Consider the following 15228-nt stretch of genomic DNA (forward strand, 5'->3'; position numbering starts at 1 on the left):
GTCGCGCCCGCCCGCGTCGACCAGCACGGCGGCGTCCGCGTCGGCCCCGGCCCGGTCGAGGGCGGTGACCAGCCGCTCCACCGTCCGCCGGTCCAGGAAGGGCAGGTCGGCGGCGAGCAGCAGCACGGTCTGCGCGGTGACCAGGTCGAGCCCGGCCGCGACGGCGGCCACCGGCCCACCGCCGGGCGGCTGCTCCCTGGTCCAGTGGACGCCGGCCCGTGCGGTCGGCCGGGGCGGGCCGACCACGACGGCGGTCCGGGCGCCCGCGCAGGCGGCGAGCACCCGGTCGAGCAGGGTGGTCCCGCGCACCGTCAGCCCGGGCTTGTCGGCCCCGCCGAGGCGCCGGGCGGCCCCGCCCGCCGGGACGATCACGTCGTACGGCGTCATGCGGCCAGTATCCGCCCGCGGCGGCGCCCTACTCCTCCGCGCCGCCCGGCTGCCGCCCGGGCTCCGGGCCGCCCTCCGGCTCCGGGCGCCGCCCGGCCTCCGGGCGCCGCTCGGGCTCGGCGACGACCTCGGCCTCGACGGTGTCCTCGGCCGTGCGGGCGGTGTTGGCCGCGGCGCCCAGTTCCAGGAAGGACGGCAGGGTCAGCTCCCCGTACCGCTGGTTCATCGCCGTGACCAGCGCCTCCGGGTCGGCCGGGTGCTCGGCCAGCAGCCGGTCGAAGTCCTGCAGGTACTCGCCGGTGAAGGCCAGCACCCGGGCCGCGTCGTCGCCCTGGTCCGGGGCCCGGTGGCCGGCGATCACCCGGTCCGCGCCGAGGTCGGCGATCCGGCCGAGGTTGTGCCCCCAGGTGGTGCGCTGGGCCGGGGTGGTGTCGGCGGTCCAGACGTGGGTGCCGTTGTGGACGAAGTCCCCCGCGATCACGGTGCGGATGCTCGGCACGTGGACGACCGTGGAGTCCCCGCAGTCGGCCTGGCCGAGCAGCAGCACGGGGATCACCTGGCGGTCCAGCATCAGCGGCTGCGGCAGCAGCGGGGCGGGGATCAGCGGGTGGTCCGGGATGTCGTCGCCGTACACCGGCTTCCACTGCGCGACCTTGGCGGCGACGGTGCGCCGGATGCCCTCGACGACGGCCGGGGCGGCCAGCAGCTGCGCGTCCGGGAAGAGCCGCAGCACCTCCTCGGCGCCGAAGTAGTGGTCCGGGTGCCGGTGGGTGACCACGACGGCGAGCAGCCGTCTGCCCTTGCCCGCGACCCATTCGGCCAGCTCGCGCCCGGCGCTGCGGGTCAGCTGGGCGTCCACCAGGATCGCGGTCCGCTCGCCGAGGATCAGGGTGGAGGTGGCGAAGAAGGCCGACTCGGGGCCGGTGAAGACGGCGACCTCCAGCGGCCGGGCCGGCTGCCCGGGCTCCGGCGGCTCGGAGCCGCCCGCGGCCCCGGCGGGCCCACCGGGGACGGCCGGCCCGGCCTGGGCACGCTCCGCGCCGGCGCTCTCCTCGGGCGGGGACGTCGTCACGGGCTGCTCCCTCTGGTCGGCGGTCGGATGTCCTGCGCCCTACAGCATGGGAGCACCGGCGGCCGATTGCGCGGAAGGCGCGCCCGGCGGGGCGCGCCTCCGACGCACGTCACACCGCGGCCGCGGCGGCCAGCTCCTTGCCCCGGCGGGCGGCCAGCTCCAGCGCCTGGGCCTTGGACTCGGCGGCCTTCGGGACGAAGTCGGCCATCGCCGGGACGGTGCCCGCCAGGGTGAACTCCGGGACGATGAACTCGACCTCCAGTCCGAGCATGCCGGTCAGCACCTTCTCCAGGTAGGTGGTGACGAACTCGAACGGCTCGCGGGGGGCTCCGGGCGCGTAGGAACCGCCGCGGGCGGCGACCACGGTGACCGGGGTGCCCTTGGCGGAGGGCGCCTCGCCGGCGGTGCGGCCGACCAGGATCACCTGGTCCAGCCAGGCCTTGAGGGTCGACGGGATCGTGAAGTTGTACATCGGGCTGCCGATCAGCACGGCGTCGGCCCGCTCCAGCTCGGCCATCAGCTCCTCGCGCAGCTCGAAGGCGGCGGCCTGCTCGGCGCTGCGGGCCTCGGCGGGGGCGAATCCGGCGCTGATGCCGTGGGCGTCCAGGTGCGGGAGCGGCTCGGCGGCGAGGTCGCGGTAGACCACGGTGCCGTCCGGGTGCTCGGCCTGCCAGGCGGCCCGGAACGCGGCGGTGACCTCGCGGGAGACCGAGCCGTCGGCGATCGCGGAGGAGTCGAGGTGCAGGAGCGTGGGCATGGCAGGACCTCCAGAGAATTAGTAGCTGCTGTTTTCGCTGCAACTGCAAGTAGAGTAGCAGCTTACTTTTCTGCAGTCACTAGTGACGGGTCGAGTACGCTTGATCCCATGGACGACCACGAGGCACTGACCGACGGAGTCCCGATCGCCACCGACGCGTGCGGCGTCGAGGGCCCCGGCCCCTGCCGCAACGTGGACCTGGCCCTCAACCGGGTGTTCACCCTGCTCGGCAAGCGCTGGACCGGCATGCTGCTGGGCGTGCTCACCAACGGCGGCCCCGCGTACTTCTCCGAGCTGCGCCGCGCCGTCCCGGGCATCAGCGAACGGATGCTCTCCGACCGGCTGACCGAGCTGGCCGAGGCCGGGCTGGTCGTCCGCGAGGTCGACGCCGGACCACCGCTGCGGGTCAGCTACCGGCTCACCGAGTCCGGCGTGGCGCTCAGGCCCGCGCTCACCGAACTGGCCGTCTGGGCCGAACGCCACCTGCCCGAGAGCGTGCTCAAGAGCGGCTGCTGAGCCGCCGCGGCGCACGCCGCCGCCGGACGCGCGAAGGGGCCCGCCCACCGTGACGGTGGACGGGCCCCTTCGGTCCGGAAAGTCGGTCGGTCAGCGCGCGGAGCCGCCGCGCAGCCGGGCCAGCCGGTCGGTGACGCCCCAGGTGGTCACCCGCCACAGCGCCTCGACCACGATGCTGCGGCTCATCTTGGAGGCCCCGAGCTCCCGCTCCACGAAGGTGATCGGCACCTCGGCGACCTTGAACCCGGCCTTCACCGTGCGCCAGGCCAGGTCGACCTGGAAGCAGTACCCGGCCGAGGCCACCTCGTCCATGCCCAGGCCCAGCAGGGTCTCCTTGCGGAACGCCCGGTAGCCGCCGGTGACGTCCCGGATCGGCACGCCCAGCATCAGCCGCGAGTAGGTCGAGCCGCCGCGGGAGAGCAGCAGGCGCGACTTCGGCCAGTTCACCACCCGGCCGCCCGGCACCCAGCGCGAGCCCAGCACCAGGTCGGCGCCGCGCAGCGCGCCCAGCAGCCGGTCCAGCTCCTCGGGCTGGTGCGAGCCGTCCGCGTCCATCTCGACCAGGACGTCGTAGCCGTGGTCGATGCCCCAGCGGAAGCCCGCGAGGTAGGCGGCGCCCAGGCCCTCCTTGCCCTTGCGGTGCAGGACGTGGACCTGCTCGTCCTCGACGGCCAGCTTGTCGGCCAGCTCGCCGGTGCCGTCGGGGCTGTTGTCGTCGGCGACCAGCACGTGCGCCTCGGGCACGGCGGCACGGACCCGGCCGACGATCCGCTCGACGTTCTCCGCCTCGTTGTAGGTCGGGATGATCACCAGGACCTTGCCGAGATCAGCAAAACTCTGCTGGTTCACGGTCACGTACAAACCTCTCGGCCGATGGCGGGGGGTCTCGGAACACCGGCGCCCGCATTCTGGAACGCGGCTCCGCCGGCAGTCCGCCGGGGAGGACCACGGTGGTGAACTGCGCGCAGGGCGGAGACTACTGCGTCCTCGCATCCTACTACCGCGCCGGGAACCGCCGACCCGGCCGCGGCACTCCCATCCGATGCCCACCGTTTCCCCTCGGGTGACACCGTTCGGCTAGGGTCGTTTCCCTTGCCCGCGCCCGGACCGCCCGCACCGCCGGGCCCGCCCCGGCGAATCGGACTCGGGACGTCCGGGGCCGCCCAGACAGCGAAGGAGTAGGACCGCGCGCATGGACAGGCTCGTCAACACCGTCCGCCCGTACGCCTGGGGGTCGCTCACCGCCCTGCCCGAACTGCTCGGGCAGCAGCCGACCGGTGAACCGCAGGCCGAACTGTGGATGGGCGCCCACCCCGGCGCACCGTCGCGCGCCGACCGCGGCGAAGGCCCGCGCCGGCTGGACGAGCTGATCGCGGCCGACCCTGAGGGCGAGCTGGGCGCCGCGAGCGTGGCCCGGTTCGGCCCGGCCCTGCCGTTCCTCTTCAAGGTCCTGGCCGCCGGCATCCCGCTGTCCATCCAGGCCCACCCCACGCTCGACCAGGCCCGGGCCGGCTTCGCCGCCGAGAACGCCCTCGGGATCCCCCTGGACGCCACCGAGCGCAACTACCGGGACGCCAACCACAAACCCGAAATGGTCTGTGCGCTGGGCGACTTCGAGGGCCTGTGCGGCTTCCGCCGGCCCGCCGAGGCGGCCCGGCTGCTGGCCGGCCTCGCGGTGCCCGGGCTCGCCCCGGTGATCGAGCGGCTGACCGCCAGGGAGGAGTCCGAGGCGCTGCGCGGCGCCCTCACCGCCGCCCTCGCGCTGGACCCGGAGACCGTCCGGCGGACCGTCGAGGGGCTGGCGCTGACCGACCCCGACGGGGAGTACGCCCCGTACGCCCGGATCGCCGAGGACTTCCCGGACGACCGCGGCGTGATCGCCGGCATGCTGCTCAACCACTTCCGGCTGCGGGCCGGCCAGGCGCTCTACCTGGGCGCCGGGGTGCCGCACGCCTACCTGTCCGGCGTCTGCGTCGAGCTCCAGGCCAACTCCGACAACGTGCTGCGGGCCGGCCTCACCCCCAAGCACATCGACGTGCCGGAGCTGCTGGAGGTCGTGGTCTTCACGGCCGGCGCCCCCGAGGTGCTGGAGCCCGCCCCGGTCGACGGCACCCCGGGCGAGGAGCTCTACCCCGTCCCGATCGACGAGTTCCGGCTCTCCCGCTTCGTCCTGGACGGCGCCGGGCGCGAGATCGACGGGCGCACCCCGCAGATCCTGCTCTGCACCGAGGGCGACGCCCGGCTGACCTCCGCCGACGGCACCGTCCTGGACCTGGCCCGCGGCCAGTCCGCCTTCCTCCCCGCCACCGGCGCCCCGACCCGCCTCTCCGGCACCGGCGGCACGCTCTTCCGCGCCACCGTCACCGTCTGAGCGCCGGGGCACCCCGGCCCGGTCAGTCCCGGGTCATGTCGACGAAGCGCGAGTAGTGGCCCTGGAAGGCCACCGTGATCGTCGCGGTCGGACCGTTTCGGTGCTTGGCGACGATGAGGTCGGCCTCGCCCGCGCGCGGGGACTCCTTCTCGTAGGCGTCCTCGCGGTGCAGCAGGATGACCATGTCGGCGTCCTGCTCGATCGAGCCCGACTCACGGAGGTCCGAGACCATCGGCCGCTTGTCGGTGCGCTGCTCGGGGCCACGGTTCAGCTGGGAGAGCGCGATGACCGGGACTTCCAGCTCCTTGGCCAGCAGCTTGAGGTTTCGGGACATGTCCGAGACCTCCTGCTGACGGTTCTCGGCCCGCCGGGAGCCGCCGGACTGCATCAGCTGGAGGTAGTCGATGACGATCAGCTTGATGTCGTTGCGCTGCTTCAGCCGGCGGCACTTGGCGCGGATCTCCATCATCGACAGGTTCGGCGAGTCGTCGATGAACAGCGGCGCCTCGCTGACGTCGGGCATCCGGCGGGCGACCCGCGTCCAGTCGTCGTCCGTCATGTTGCCCGAGCGCATGTGGTGCAGCGCCACCCGGGCCTCGGCGGAGAGCAGGCGCATGGCGATCTCGTTGCGCCCCATTTCGAGCGAGAAGATCACGCTCGGCAGCTTGTTGTGGATCGAGCACGCCCGCGCGAAGTCCAGCGCGAGCGTGGACTTGCCCATCGCGGGGCGGGCCGCGATGACGATCATCTGGCCGGGGTGGAGGCCGTTGGTGAGCGCGTCGAAGTCGGCGAAGCCGGTCGGCACGCCGGACATCTGGCCCTGCCGGGAGCCGATCGCCTCGATCTCGTCGAGGGCGCCCTCCATGATGTCGGCGAGCGGGGCGTAGTCCTCGTTGGTGCGCTGCTCGGTGACGGCGTAGATCTGCGCCTGGGCGGCGTTGACGATCTCGTCCACGTCGCCCTCGGCCGCGTAGCCCATGCCGGCGATCCGGGTGCCGGCCTCGACCAGGCGGCGCAGGACGGCGCGCTCGTTGACGATCTGGGCGTAGTACTCGGCGTTGGCCGCGGTCGGGACGGAGTTGACCAGGGTGTGCAGGTACGAGGCGCCGCCGACCCGCTGGAGCTCGCCGCGCTTGGTCAGCTCGCCGGCCACGGTGATCGGGTCGGCCGGCTCGCCCCGGGCGTAGAGGTCGAGGATCGCGCCGTGGATCATCTCGTGCGCGGGCCGGTAGTAGTCGGCCGGCTTGAGCACCTCGACCACGTCGGCGATGGCGTCCTTGGACAGCAGCATGCCGCCGAGGACGGACTTCTCGGCGTCCAGGTCCTGCGGCGGTACGCGCTCGAAGCCGTCCGCGCCGCCCCCGCCCTCGCCGCCGCCGTTGTCGTCCCGGCGCTGCCAGCCGCCCTTCTCGCCCTTCTGGAAGCCGCCCTTGCCGCCCTTCTGGAAGCCGTCGCGGCCACCGCCCTGGCGTCCCTCGCCGCGGCTCCGGGAGACCGGCAGCCGATCGCCCGGTCCGTCCGGGAAGGGAGCGTCGTCGAAGGCGCCGGCCGGGAAGGGGTCCTCGGCGGGCTGCCAGTCCTCCTCCGGCGGCGGGGCGTCGTGGTCGTCGTACTGGGGGCCGGTCACGCGTGTTCCCCGATCAGCGAGTGGTGCGAAGTTGGAGCGGGCTTGCCGGTGGCTGGGTGGAGCGGATCCGATCCTCCTTGTACGCCACGGCTCCGACAAATCGGACGCCGGGGCGGCGGGAGTGTCGGGCGGAGGGCCCACGCTAAGGCGCCGGACGCCCTCGCGCCAAGGCGGTTATCCACAGGGGGTGTGGATGACCCGCCCCGTCCTGTGGAGAACTGCCGCAAAGCTGTGGACGCCCCTGTGGACGTCCCTGTGGATAACCGGACGATCGATCCACCGTCAACCTGTTGACCTGGGATTACCTCTTCCCGGGCCTGTGCATGAGAAATTCTTCACACAGCTCCGAACGGCTGTGGGCACAGAGCGGGCGAACCGCGCCGCTCAGAATTTCGAGTAATAGGCAGATGCCACTTACATCCATTACCTGTGGATGAGTAGCCTGGACCCCATGACCGCCTCGCCCCCGACACCGGCCCCGGCCCCCTCACGGCGCCGGCACGACCGGGAGATCCTCGCCCTGGCCGTCCCGGCCTTCGGCGCGCTCGTCGCCGAGCCGCTCTTCCTGATGGCCGACTCGGCGATCGTCGGCCACCTCGGCACCCCCCAGCTGGCCGGTGTGGGCGTCGCCTCCGCCGCGCTCTCCACCGCGACCGGCGTGTTCGTCTTCCTCGCCTACGCCACCACCGCGGCGGTCGCCCGCCGGATCGGCGCCGGGGACCGCAGGGGCGCCGTGCAGCAGGGCATCGACGGCATCTGGCTCGCGCTGGGCCTGGCCGTCCCGGTGGTCCTGCTCACCCTGCTGCTGGCCCCCTGGGCGGCCGACGCGCTGGGCGCCTCGGCGACCGCCGCGCCGCACGCGGTGACGTACCTGCGGATCAGCTCCCTGGGCATCCCGGCGATGCTCATGGTGCTGGCCGCCACCGGGGTGCTGCGCGGCCTCCAGGACACCCGCACGCCGCTGGTGGTGGCCGTCGCGGGCTTCGCCGCCAACATCGGACTGAACGCCGGTCTGGTGTACGGCGCCGGGCTCGGGGTGGCCGGCTCGGCCTGGGGCACCGTGCTCGCCCAGAGCGGGATGGCCGCCGCCTACCTGGTCGTGGTGGTCCGCGGCGCCCGCCGGGAAGGGGCCTCGCTGCGGCCGGACGCCGCGGGCATCCGGGCCGGTGCCAGGGCCGGCGGCCCGCTGCTGGTCCGCACGATCAGCCTGCGCGCCGTGCTGATGACCGCCACCGCGGTGGCCGCCCGGCTCGGCGACGACCAGGTGGCCGCCCACCAGATCACCATGGCCCTGTTCAACTTCCTGGCCTTCGCGCTGGACGCCATCGCGATCGCCGGCCAGGCCATCATCGGCCGCTACCTGGGCGCCTCGGACGCCCCCGGCGCCCGGGCCGCCACCCGGCGGATGGTCGAGTGGGGCATCGTCTCCGGGCTGGTGCTCGGCCTGCTGGTGGTGCTCGCCCGCCCGCTGTACGTCCCGCTGTTCACGCCCGACCCGGTCGTCCGGGCCCAGCTGGACACCGCCCTGCTGCTGCTCGCGCTCACCCAGCCGGTGGCCGGCCTGGTCTTCGTGCTGGACGGCGTGCTGATGGGCGCGGGCGACGGCCCCTACCTGGCCTGGGCCGGGCTCGCCACCCTGGCGGTGTTCGTCCCGGTGGCCCTGGTGGTGCCGGCCACCGGCACCGGTCTGGCCGGGCTCTGGTGGGGGATGAACCTGTTCATGCTGCTGCGGGCCGGTTTCCTGGTCTGGCGCGCCCGCGGCGGCAAGTGGCTGGTCACCGGCGCGGTGCGCGGCTGAAACGTTTCCGTACGGCCCGGAGGCGGCTTCCGCACCCGCCCGGGAAAAGACCGAGGGCCGGACTCCCGGAGGAGTCCGGCCCTCGGGCCTTCGCTACGGAGCTCAGGCAGCCACGACGGCGACGTCGAGGTTGGCCACGACGTCTGAGTGCAGCTTGACCGAGACCTTGTGGGAGCCCACGGTCTTGATCGGCGAGGCGATCGCGACGGCGCGCTTGTCCACCGCCGGGCCGCCGGCGGCCTTGATGGCCTCGACGACGTCGGCCTGGGTCACCGAGCCGAACAGGCGGCCGGCGTCGCCCGAGCGGACGGCCAGCTTGACCTGGACGCCCTCGAGCTGACCCTTGACCTCGTTGGCGGCCTCGAGGGTCTGGATGGCGTGGATCTTGCGGGCGCGACGGATGGCGTCGACGTCCTTCTGACCACCCTTGGTCCAGCGGATGGCGTAGCCACGCGGGACCAGGTAGTTGCGGGCGTAGCCGTCCTTGACCTCGACGACCTCGCCGGCGGAGCCGAGACCCGGCACCTCGTGAGTGAGGATGATCTTCATTACTCGGTCACCCTCTCTTAGCGCGCGGTGCTGGTGTAGGGCAGCAGCGCCATCTCACGGCTGTTCTTCACGGCCGTGGCGACGTCACGCTGGTGCTGGGTGCAGTTGCCGGTCACCCGACGGGCACGGATCTTGCCGCGGTCGGAGATGTACTTCCGCAGCAGGTTCGTGTCCTTGTAGTCAACGTAGTTGACCTTGTCCTTGCAGAAGACGCAAACCTTCTTCTTCGGCTTGCGAGCAGGCGGCTTCGCCATTGTGTGCTCCATTTGGGGTTCACGGCCCGGCGGGCGTCCGAGGACACCGCGGCCGGGCCGCACGAAATCTGTCAGCTCTTAGAACGGGGGCTCTTCCGAGAAGCCGCCGCCGGAGTTTCCACCCCAGCCGCCGCCACCCTGCTGGCCGCCACCGGACGGGGCGCTGGACGCCCAGGGGTCGTCGGAGGGGCCGGACTGGCCGCCGCCGGAGTTTCCACCCCAGCTGCCGCCGCCCTGCTGGCCGCCACCGCCGCCGCCCCAGCCGCCACCGCCCTGGCCGCCACCCTGCTGGCCGCCGAAGCCGCCACCGGGGCCGCCGGACCGGTTGGCCCGGGTGACCTTGGCGGTCGCCGAGCGCAGGCTCGGACCGACCTCGTCGACCTCGACCTCGAAGACCGTCCGCTTCTCGCCTTCCTTGGTCTCGTAAGACCGCTGGCGCAGTCGGCCCTGCACGATGACGCGCATGCCGCGCTGCAGCGACTCGGCCACGTTCTCCGCCGGCTGCCGCCAGACGTTGCACGTGAGGAAGAGGCTCTCGCCGTCCTTCCACTCGTTCGTCTGACGGTCGAAGGTGCGGGGGGTGGACGCGATGCGGAACTTCGCGACCGCCGCACCCGACGGGGTGAAGCGCAGCTCGGGGTCGTCGACGAGATTGCCGACGAGGGTGATGACGGTCTCGCCTGCCATGGTGGTGATGACCTCTCGGGAAGATGTCCGTTCACCGCTGTTTCACGTGAAACAGCGGACGCGAGCTACCCGAGACCCGAAGGCCTCAGAGGTGGCTCAGTGGGTGTCCGGGCGCAGGACCTTGGTCCGCAGAACCGACTCGCTCAGGCCCAGCTGGCGGTCGAGCTCCTTGACGACCTCAGGCGTGGCCTTCAGGTCGATGACCGAGTAGATGCCCTCGGACTGCTTGTTGATCTCGTAAGCCAGACGGCGACGGCCCCAGGTGTCGACCTTCTCCACCTTGCCGCCGCCGTTGCGGACGACGGTGAGGAAGTTCTCGATCAGGGGGGAGACAGCGCGCTCCTCGACCGAGGGGTCGAGGATGACCATCAGCTCGTAGTGACGCATGAGTAACCCACCTCCTTTGGACTCAGCGGCCACGGTCTCTCCGTGGCAGGAGGGTTGTGCGTAGCGTCGGCACCGGAGCAGTGACGACTCCGGCCCACCGTAGCGGCCGGGTCGGACAGTCGGCCCCCGCCCCACCCGAAGGAGGGTGTCGCCCGGAAGCGGACGCAAAGGGGGCACAACTACACCAGTGCAGACGGCACAGCCTACCTGCACCCGGACGGCCGAACAAAACGCATAGGGGTTGTGAGAGCGCCCCAAGCGCCGCAATCTGGACGGAACGGGATCCCTGCCCGTTCGTCTCCACGCCAGGAGGTGGGACCCATGGCCCAGTCCGTCCACCGCATGCCCGCCCTCACGCTGAACACCGACGGCCACCCGCACCCCCGCGAGAACACCCTGGTGGGCCTCACCGCCCTGCTGGGCGTGATCGCCTTCACCACCTCGTTCTTCCACAACCTGCACCTGCTGACCTCGTGGACCGGCCTGGCCGGCATCGTCACGGGTCTGTGGGGCATGTTCGTCTCGGTCACCACCGCCGAGCGCTTCGTCCTGATGATCACGCTCGGCGCCGCCGCGATCGGCTTCTACCTCGGCATCGCCCGCGGCGGTCTCTGGGGCTGAACCGCCCCGCGTCCGCCCCTCCCCACCGCCCGCACGACCCCGCTGGGACCGAGCCCACAGGGCCCGCCCGGAACCCTCGCCGCCCCCGTCGCGTATCTGCAGAGGAGACAGGTACCCGACGGGGGCGCCGTCGTGCCCACCGAGACGGGCGCCCGAGCCCCGGACGATAGGGTCAGCCCGAGAACCTGGGCCACCGCAGCCCGACCGACGAGGAGCACCGAGCAATGAGCCTGCGCCTGAGGACGATCACCCGCGAGGAGCACCTCGCCTTCATCAGGAGCCGCGCCTCGGCCAGCCACATGCAGGTGCCGTCGTGGGGCGACGTGAAGGCCGAGTGGAAGTCCGAGTCGATCGGCTGGTTCGACGAGGCCAATCAGCTCGTCGGCGCCGGCCTGGTCCTCTACCGCCAGCTGCCCAAGCTCAAGCGCTACCTCGCCTACCTGCCCGAGGGCCCGGTCATCGACTGGTTCGACCGCGACCTCGACCGCTGGCTCTCCCCGATGCTGGCGCACCTCAAGTCGCAGGGCGCGTTCTCGGTGAAGATGGGCCCGCCGGTGGTGATCCGCCGCTGGAACGCCCCCACCATCAAGGAGGCCATCGCCGCCAAGCAGGCCAAGCGGCTGCGCGACGTCGAGGCCGACTGGTACGAGGCGCGCGCCTTCGAGGTGGCCGACCGGCTGCGCAAGGCCGGCTGGCTCCAGGGCGAGGACGGCGGCGCCGGCTTCGGCGACGTCCAGCCCCGCTACGTCTTCCAGGTGCCGCTGGCCAACCGCTCGCTGGACGACATCCACAAGGGCTTCAACCAGCTCTGGCGCCGCAACATCAAGAAGGCCGAGAAGAGCGGCGTCGAGGTGGTCCAGGGCGGCTACGACGACCTGCCGATCTTCCACCAGCTCTACCTGGTCACCGCCGAGCGCGACAAGTTCACCCCGCGCCCGCTGGCGTACTTCCAGCGGATGTGGAAGGCCCTCGTCGCCGAGGACCCGAACCGCATGCGGCTCTACATCGCCTACCACGAGGGCGAGCCGCTGGCCGCGACCACGATGCTCGTGGTCGGCGAGCACGTCTGGTACTCCTACGGCGCCTCGGCCAACCACAAGCGCGAGGTCAAGCCGTCCAACGCCATCCAGTGGCGGATGATGCGCGACTCCTACGCCCTCGGCGGCGGGGTGTACGACCTGCGCGGCATCAGTGACACCCTGGACGAGGACGACCACCTGTTCGGTCTGATCCAGTTCAAGGTCGGCACCGGCGGCCAGGCGGCCGAGTACCTCGGCGAGTGGGACTTCCCGCTCAACAAGCTGCTGCACAAGGCCCTCGACCTCTACATGTCCCGCCGCTGAGGAGGCTGACCCGATGACGCTGTCGCTCTACCTCGACACCGAACGCTGGCGCAACCACCAGCGCTCCGTCCTCGCCGAGTTCCCCGGCCTGGTGCCGGTCGCCAAGGGGAACGGCTACGGCCTGGGCAACCACCGGCTGGCCGAGGAGGCGACACTGCTGGGCACCGGGGTGCTCGCCGTCGGTACCGCGTACGAGGCGGCCGACGCCGCCGAGTGGTACGGCGGCGAGCTGCTGGTGCTCACCCCGTACCGGGTCGGCGAGGAGGTGCTCCCGCTGCCGCACGCCCGGGTGATCCGGACGGTGGCCCACGTGGACGCGCTGCGCGCGCTGCACGGCGCCCGGGTGGTGGTGGAGTGCATGACCACCATGCGCCGGCACGGCGTGAGCGCGGCCGACCTGCGCACCGTCGCCGCCGAGCTGGAGGGCGTCAGCTTCGAGGGCCTGGCGCTGCACCTGCCGATGGACCGCCCGGACGGCTCCAACCCGGTCGACGAGGTCGCGTACTGGGTGGACACCGCCCGGGCGGCCGGCATCCCGGTGCACACCGTGTTCGTCAGCCACCTCGGCCAGGCCGGCATGGACCAGCTGGCCCAGCGCTACCCGCAGACGGTCTTCCGGGCCCGGATCGGCACCCGCCTCTGGCTGGGCGACCACGCCGCGCTGGAGGTCCGGGCCACCGTCCTGGACGTCACCCCGGTGCAGAAGGGCGACCGCTACGGCTACCGCCAGCACCCGGCCCCCGCCGACGGCCACATCCTGGTGGTCGCCGGCGGCACCGCGCACGGCATCGGCCTGGAGGCGCCCAAGTACGTCGCGAGCATGGGGGCGCGGGCCAAGGGCATCGCCCGGGCCGGCCTGGCGACCGTCAACAAGACCAAGTCGCCGTTCCACTGGTCCGGCAAGCAGCTGTGGTTCGCCGAGCCGCCGCACATGCAGGTCTCGCTGCTCTACCTGGACGGGGAGACCAAGCCCCCGGCGATCGGCGAGGAGCTCGGTCTCCAGGTCCGGCACACCACCACGCACTTCGACCGCGTGGTGGACCGCTGATCCGGGCCTGACTAGGCCTTGTCGGCCGGTTCCGGCAGTTCGGGCTCGTCGAGCCACTGCTCGGGGCCGGCCGGCGCGTAGGCGGCGTAGCTCTCCTCCTCGCGCAGCCGGCGGGCGGTGCCCAGCACGGCCACGTCCGGGGCGTGGTCCAGCACCCCTCCGGAGGGGTCGTCGCTGCCGTCCCAGCGGACCGGGTCGTGGTCCGGGTGGAGGACGTCGCGGACCACCAGCACGACCAGGTAGAGCGTGCCCAGCAGGTGCAGCCCGATCGCGAAGTGGTACCAGCCCTCGCCGATCCCGTGCTGCTTGGTGCCGGTGACCAGGGCCAGGTGGGACCAGATGCCCAGGGTGTAGAGCACCTCGCAGGCCTGCCAGACCAGGAAGTCCCGCCAGCGCGGCCGGGCCAGCACCGCGAGCGGCAGCAGCCAGAGCGCGTACTGCGGCGAGTACACCTTGTTGGCCAGCACGAACAGCGCGACCACCAGGAAGGCCAGCTGGGCGAAGCGCGGCCGGCGCGGGGCCGAGAAGCCGAGCCACGCTATGGCCAGGCAGCCCAGCACCATCAGCACGCCGATGTAGACGTCGAGGTCGGCCAGGGCGGCGCCGCGGCGCTGCATCAGGATCAGCCAGAACGAGCCGTAGTCCTCGCCGCGGTGCTTGCTGAACACGTAGAAGGTCGACCAGCCCCGCCAGTTGGCCAGCATGATCGGCAGGTTGACCAGCAGCCAGGAGCCGACCGCGCCGCCCAGCATCACCCGGAACTCCCGCCACCGGCCGGCCCGCCAGCAGAGCACCAGCAGCGGGCCGATCAGCAGCAGCGGATAGAGCTTGGCCGCGGTGGCCAGGCCGATGAAGACGCCGGCCCAGCCCGGTCGGGCACCGGCCCACCAGGCCATCGCCACGGCGGTCAGGGCGACCGCGAGCAGGTCCCAGTTGACGGTGCCGTTGAGCAGCAGCACGGGGGCGAGGGCGAACATCAGGGCGTCCCACGGGCGGCGCCGGTGGGTGCGCGTGAGCGCGACCACGGCGACCACGGCGCAGGCCATCAGCATCCCGGCGTTGATCGCCCAGAACCACTGCTCCTGGCTCTGCTGGTCCCCGCCGCCCGGCGTCAGCCAGGCCGCGACCTGCATGAACAGGCCGGTCAGCACCGGGTACTCCAGGTACTGGAGGTCCCCCGAGGATCCCGGGATGCGGTCCACGTACGGGTGCAGCCCGGCCGCGAAGCCGCGTCCGGAGAACAGGTGCGGGACGTCGCTGTAGCACGCGTGGATGTACTGCGGCGAGCCCGGCTGGAACCAGGCCTGCTCGTAGCAGGGCAGCTTCTGCACCATGCCGAGCACCGACACCACGATCACCGCGAGCGCCAGGAACCGCGCCGGGACCCACCAGGAGACGCCGAGCAGCGCCCGGCGGCCCGGGGCCCCGCCGAACACCTCGCTGCCGGCCGCCGCCACCGGATCCTCGTCGGCCGGGACGACCACGGTGTTGGCCGGCGGCGCGGCCGTGGCGACGGCTGCCGGGAGGGGCCCTGCGGCGGCGCCGGCCCCGACCGGGCCGGCGGTTTCGTCACGATCGCTCGACGTCATGCCGGACATCCTGCCGCACCGATCCCGTCCGGACGAGGAGGACCCCGCAACGGTCCGCGCCCCCGCACGGCGGTCGCGGCCGCCAATCGTGGCGAAAACGGCGGTGGTCCGGACGAAAGCGGCGGCCGGTCCGCGGGGCGGCCGCCGACCGTACGGGACCGGCGTCCGCCCGTACGAGAACGGCGGTGGGGGCCCCCCCCGGGGGGGCCCCCCCCCCCAGCC

The 15228-nt window shown here is 72.6% G+C and carries 16 protein-coding genes; 6 read left to right on the plus strand and 10 right to left on the minus strand.

What is annotated here, in order from left to right:
* The 3 genes from AB0E96_RS14675 to AB0E96_RS14685 form a co-directional block, all read right to left on the minus strand.
* Window positions 1-387: NTP transferase domain-containing protein (locus AB0E96_RS14675; protein WP_359822958.1), on the minus strand; the 387-nt coding region annotated here is incomplete at its 3' end.
* Between the two features lie 28 nt (window positions 388-415).
* Window positions 416-1459, minus strand: a complete 1044-nt coding sequence (locus tag AB0E96_RS14680) for an MBL fold metallo-hydrolase (RefSeq protein ID WP_359822960.1) — start codon at window positions 1457-1459, stop codon at window positions 416-418.
* Between the two features lie 109 nt (window positions 1460-1568).
* The gene (locus AB0E96_RS14685; protein ID WP_359822962.1) at window positions 1569-2216 is read right to left on the minus strand and encodes an NAD(P)H-dependent oxidoreductase; all 648 of its coding nucleotides are present in this window, start codon (window positions 2214-2216) and stop codon (window positions 1569-1571) included.
* Window positions 2217-2324: 108 nt separating this feature from the next.
* On the opposite strand from AB0E96_RS14685, the gene AB0E96_RS14690 reads away from it, so the two are divergent.
* On the plus strand, window positions 2325-2732 hold the full coding sequence (locus AB0E96_RS14690) for a helix-turn-helix domain-containing protein (RefSeq protein ID WP_359822964.1): 408 nt from the start codon (window positions 2325-2327) through the stop codon (window positions 2730-2732).
* 90 nt (window positions 2733-2822) lie between these two features.
* On the opposite strand, the gene AB0E96_RS14695 is transcribed toward AB0E96_RS14690, so the two are convergent.
* Window positions 2823-3587 (minus strand): polyprenol monophosphomannose synthase, encoded by a 765-nt coding sequence (locus AB0E96_RS14695; RefSeq protein ID WP_359822967.1) that lies wholly within the window; start codon window positions 3585-3587, stop codon window positions 2823-2825.
* A gap of 337 nt (window positions 3588-3924) precedes the next feature.
* On the opposite strand from AB0E96_RS14695, the gene manA reads away from it, so the two are divergent.
* Window positions 3925-5103, plus strand: coding sequence for a mannose-6-phosphate isomerase, class I (manA, locus tag AB0E96_RS14700; protein WP_359822970.1), 1179 nt, complete (start codon window positions 3925-3927; stop codon window positions 5101-5103).
* Between the two features lie 22 nt (window positions 5104-5125).
* Here the strand turns inward: manA and dnaB are convergent, their stop codons facing one another.
* Complete coding sequence (gene dnaB / locus AB0E96_RS14705) at window positions 5126-6604, minus strand: replicative DNA helicase (RefSeq protein WP_359823007.1); 1479 nt, start codon at window positions 6602-6604, stop codon at window positions 5126-5128.
* 577 nt (window positions 6605-7181) lie between these two features.
* On the opposite strand from dnaB, the gene AB0E96_RS14710 reads away from it, so the two are divergent.
* Window positions 7182-8528 carry an MATE family efflux transporter gene (locus AB0E96_RS14710; RefSeq protein WP_359822972.1) on the plus strand — a complete coding sequence of 449 codons (1347 nt, stop codon included), beginning with the start codon at window positions 7182-7184 and terminating at the stop codon, window positions 8526-8528.
* 102 nt (window positions 8529-8630) lie between these two features.
* Here AB0E96_RS14710 and rplI read toward each other — a convergent pair whose 3' ends face one another.
* The 4 genes from rplI to rpsF all read right to left on the minus strand — a co-directional run bounded on the left by rplI (window position 8631) and on the right by rpsF (window position 10405).
* Entirely contained in the window at window positions 8631-9077 is a 447-nt protein-coding gene (gene rplI / locus AB0E96_RS14715) for a 50S ribosomal protein L9 (protein ID WP_359822975.1), read from the minus strand.
* Between the two features lie 17 nt (window positions 9078-9094).
* Window positions 9095-9331 carry a 30S ribosomal protein S18 gene (gene rpsR / locus AB0E96_RS14720; protein ID WP_030059640.1) on the minus strand — a complete coding sequence of 79 codons (237 nt, stop codon included), beginning with the start codon at window positions 9329-9331 and terminating at the stop codon, window positions 9095-9097.
* Window positions 9332-9409: 78 nt separating this feature from the next.
* Entirely contained in the window at window positions 9410-10018 is a 609-nt protein-coding gene (locus AB0E96_RS14725) for a single-stranded DNA-binding protein (RefSeq protein WP_359822977.1), read from the minus strand.
* Window positions 10019-10114: 96 nt separating this feature from the next.
* Window positions 10115-10405, minus strand: coding sequence for a 30S ribosomal protein S6 (rpsF, locus tag AB0E96_RS14730; protein WP_329488774.1), 291 nt, complete (start codon window positions 10403-10405; stop codon window positions 10115-10117).
* A gap of 321 nt (window positions 10406-10726) precedes the next feature.
* On the opposite strand from rpsF, the gene AB0E96_RS14735 reads away from it, so the two are divergent.
* The 3 genes from AB0E96_RS14735 (at window position 10727) to AB0E96_RS14745 (ending at window position 13417) form a co-directional block, all read left to right on the plus strand.
* On the plus strand, window positions 10727-11026 hold the full coding sequence (locus AB0E96_RS14735) for a hypothetical protein (protein WP_359822980.1): 300 nt from the start codon (window positions 10727-10729) through the stop codon (window positions 11024-11026).
* A gap of 224 nt (window positions 11027-11250) precedes the next feature.
* Window positions 11251-12369: a peptidoglycan bridge formation glycyltransferase FemA/FemB family protein gene (locus AB0E96_RS14740; RefSeq protein WP_359822982.1), complete on the plus strand. Its 1119-nt coding sequence runs from the start codon at window positions 11251-11253 to the stop codon at window positions 12367-12369.
* 13 nt (window positions 12370-12382) lie between these two features.
* Window positions 12383-13417, plus strand: coding sequence for an alanine racemase (locus AB0E96_RS14745; protein ID WP_359822985.1), 1035 nt, complete (start codon window positions 12383-12385; stop codon window positions 13415-13417).
* 11 nt (window positions 13418-13428) lie between these two features.
* On the opposite strand, the gene AB0E96_RS14750 is transcribed toward AB0E96_RS14745, so the two are convergent.
* Window positions 13429-15006, minus strand: coding sequence for a glycosyltransferase 87 family protein (locus tag AB0E96_RS14750; protein ID WP_359822987.1), 1578 nt, complete (start codon window positions 15004-15006; stop codon window positions 13429-13431).
* Between the last annotated feature and the right edge of the window lie 222 nt (window positions 15007-15228).

Source organism: Kitasatospora sp. NPDC036755, from assembly GCF_040636595.1.
Taxonomy (GTDB): Bacteria; Actinomycetota; Actinomycetes; order Streptomycetales; family Streptomycetaceae; genus Kitasatospora.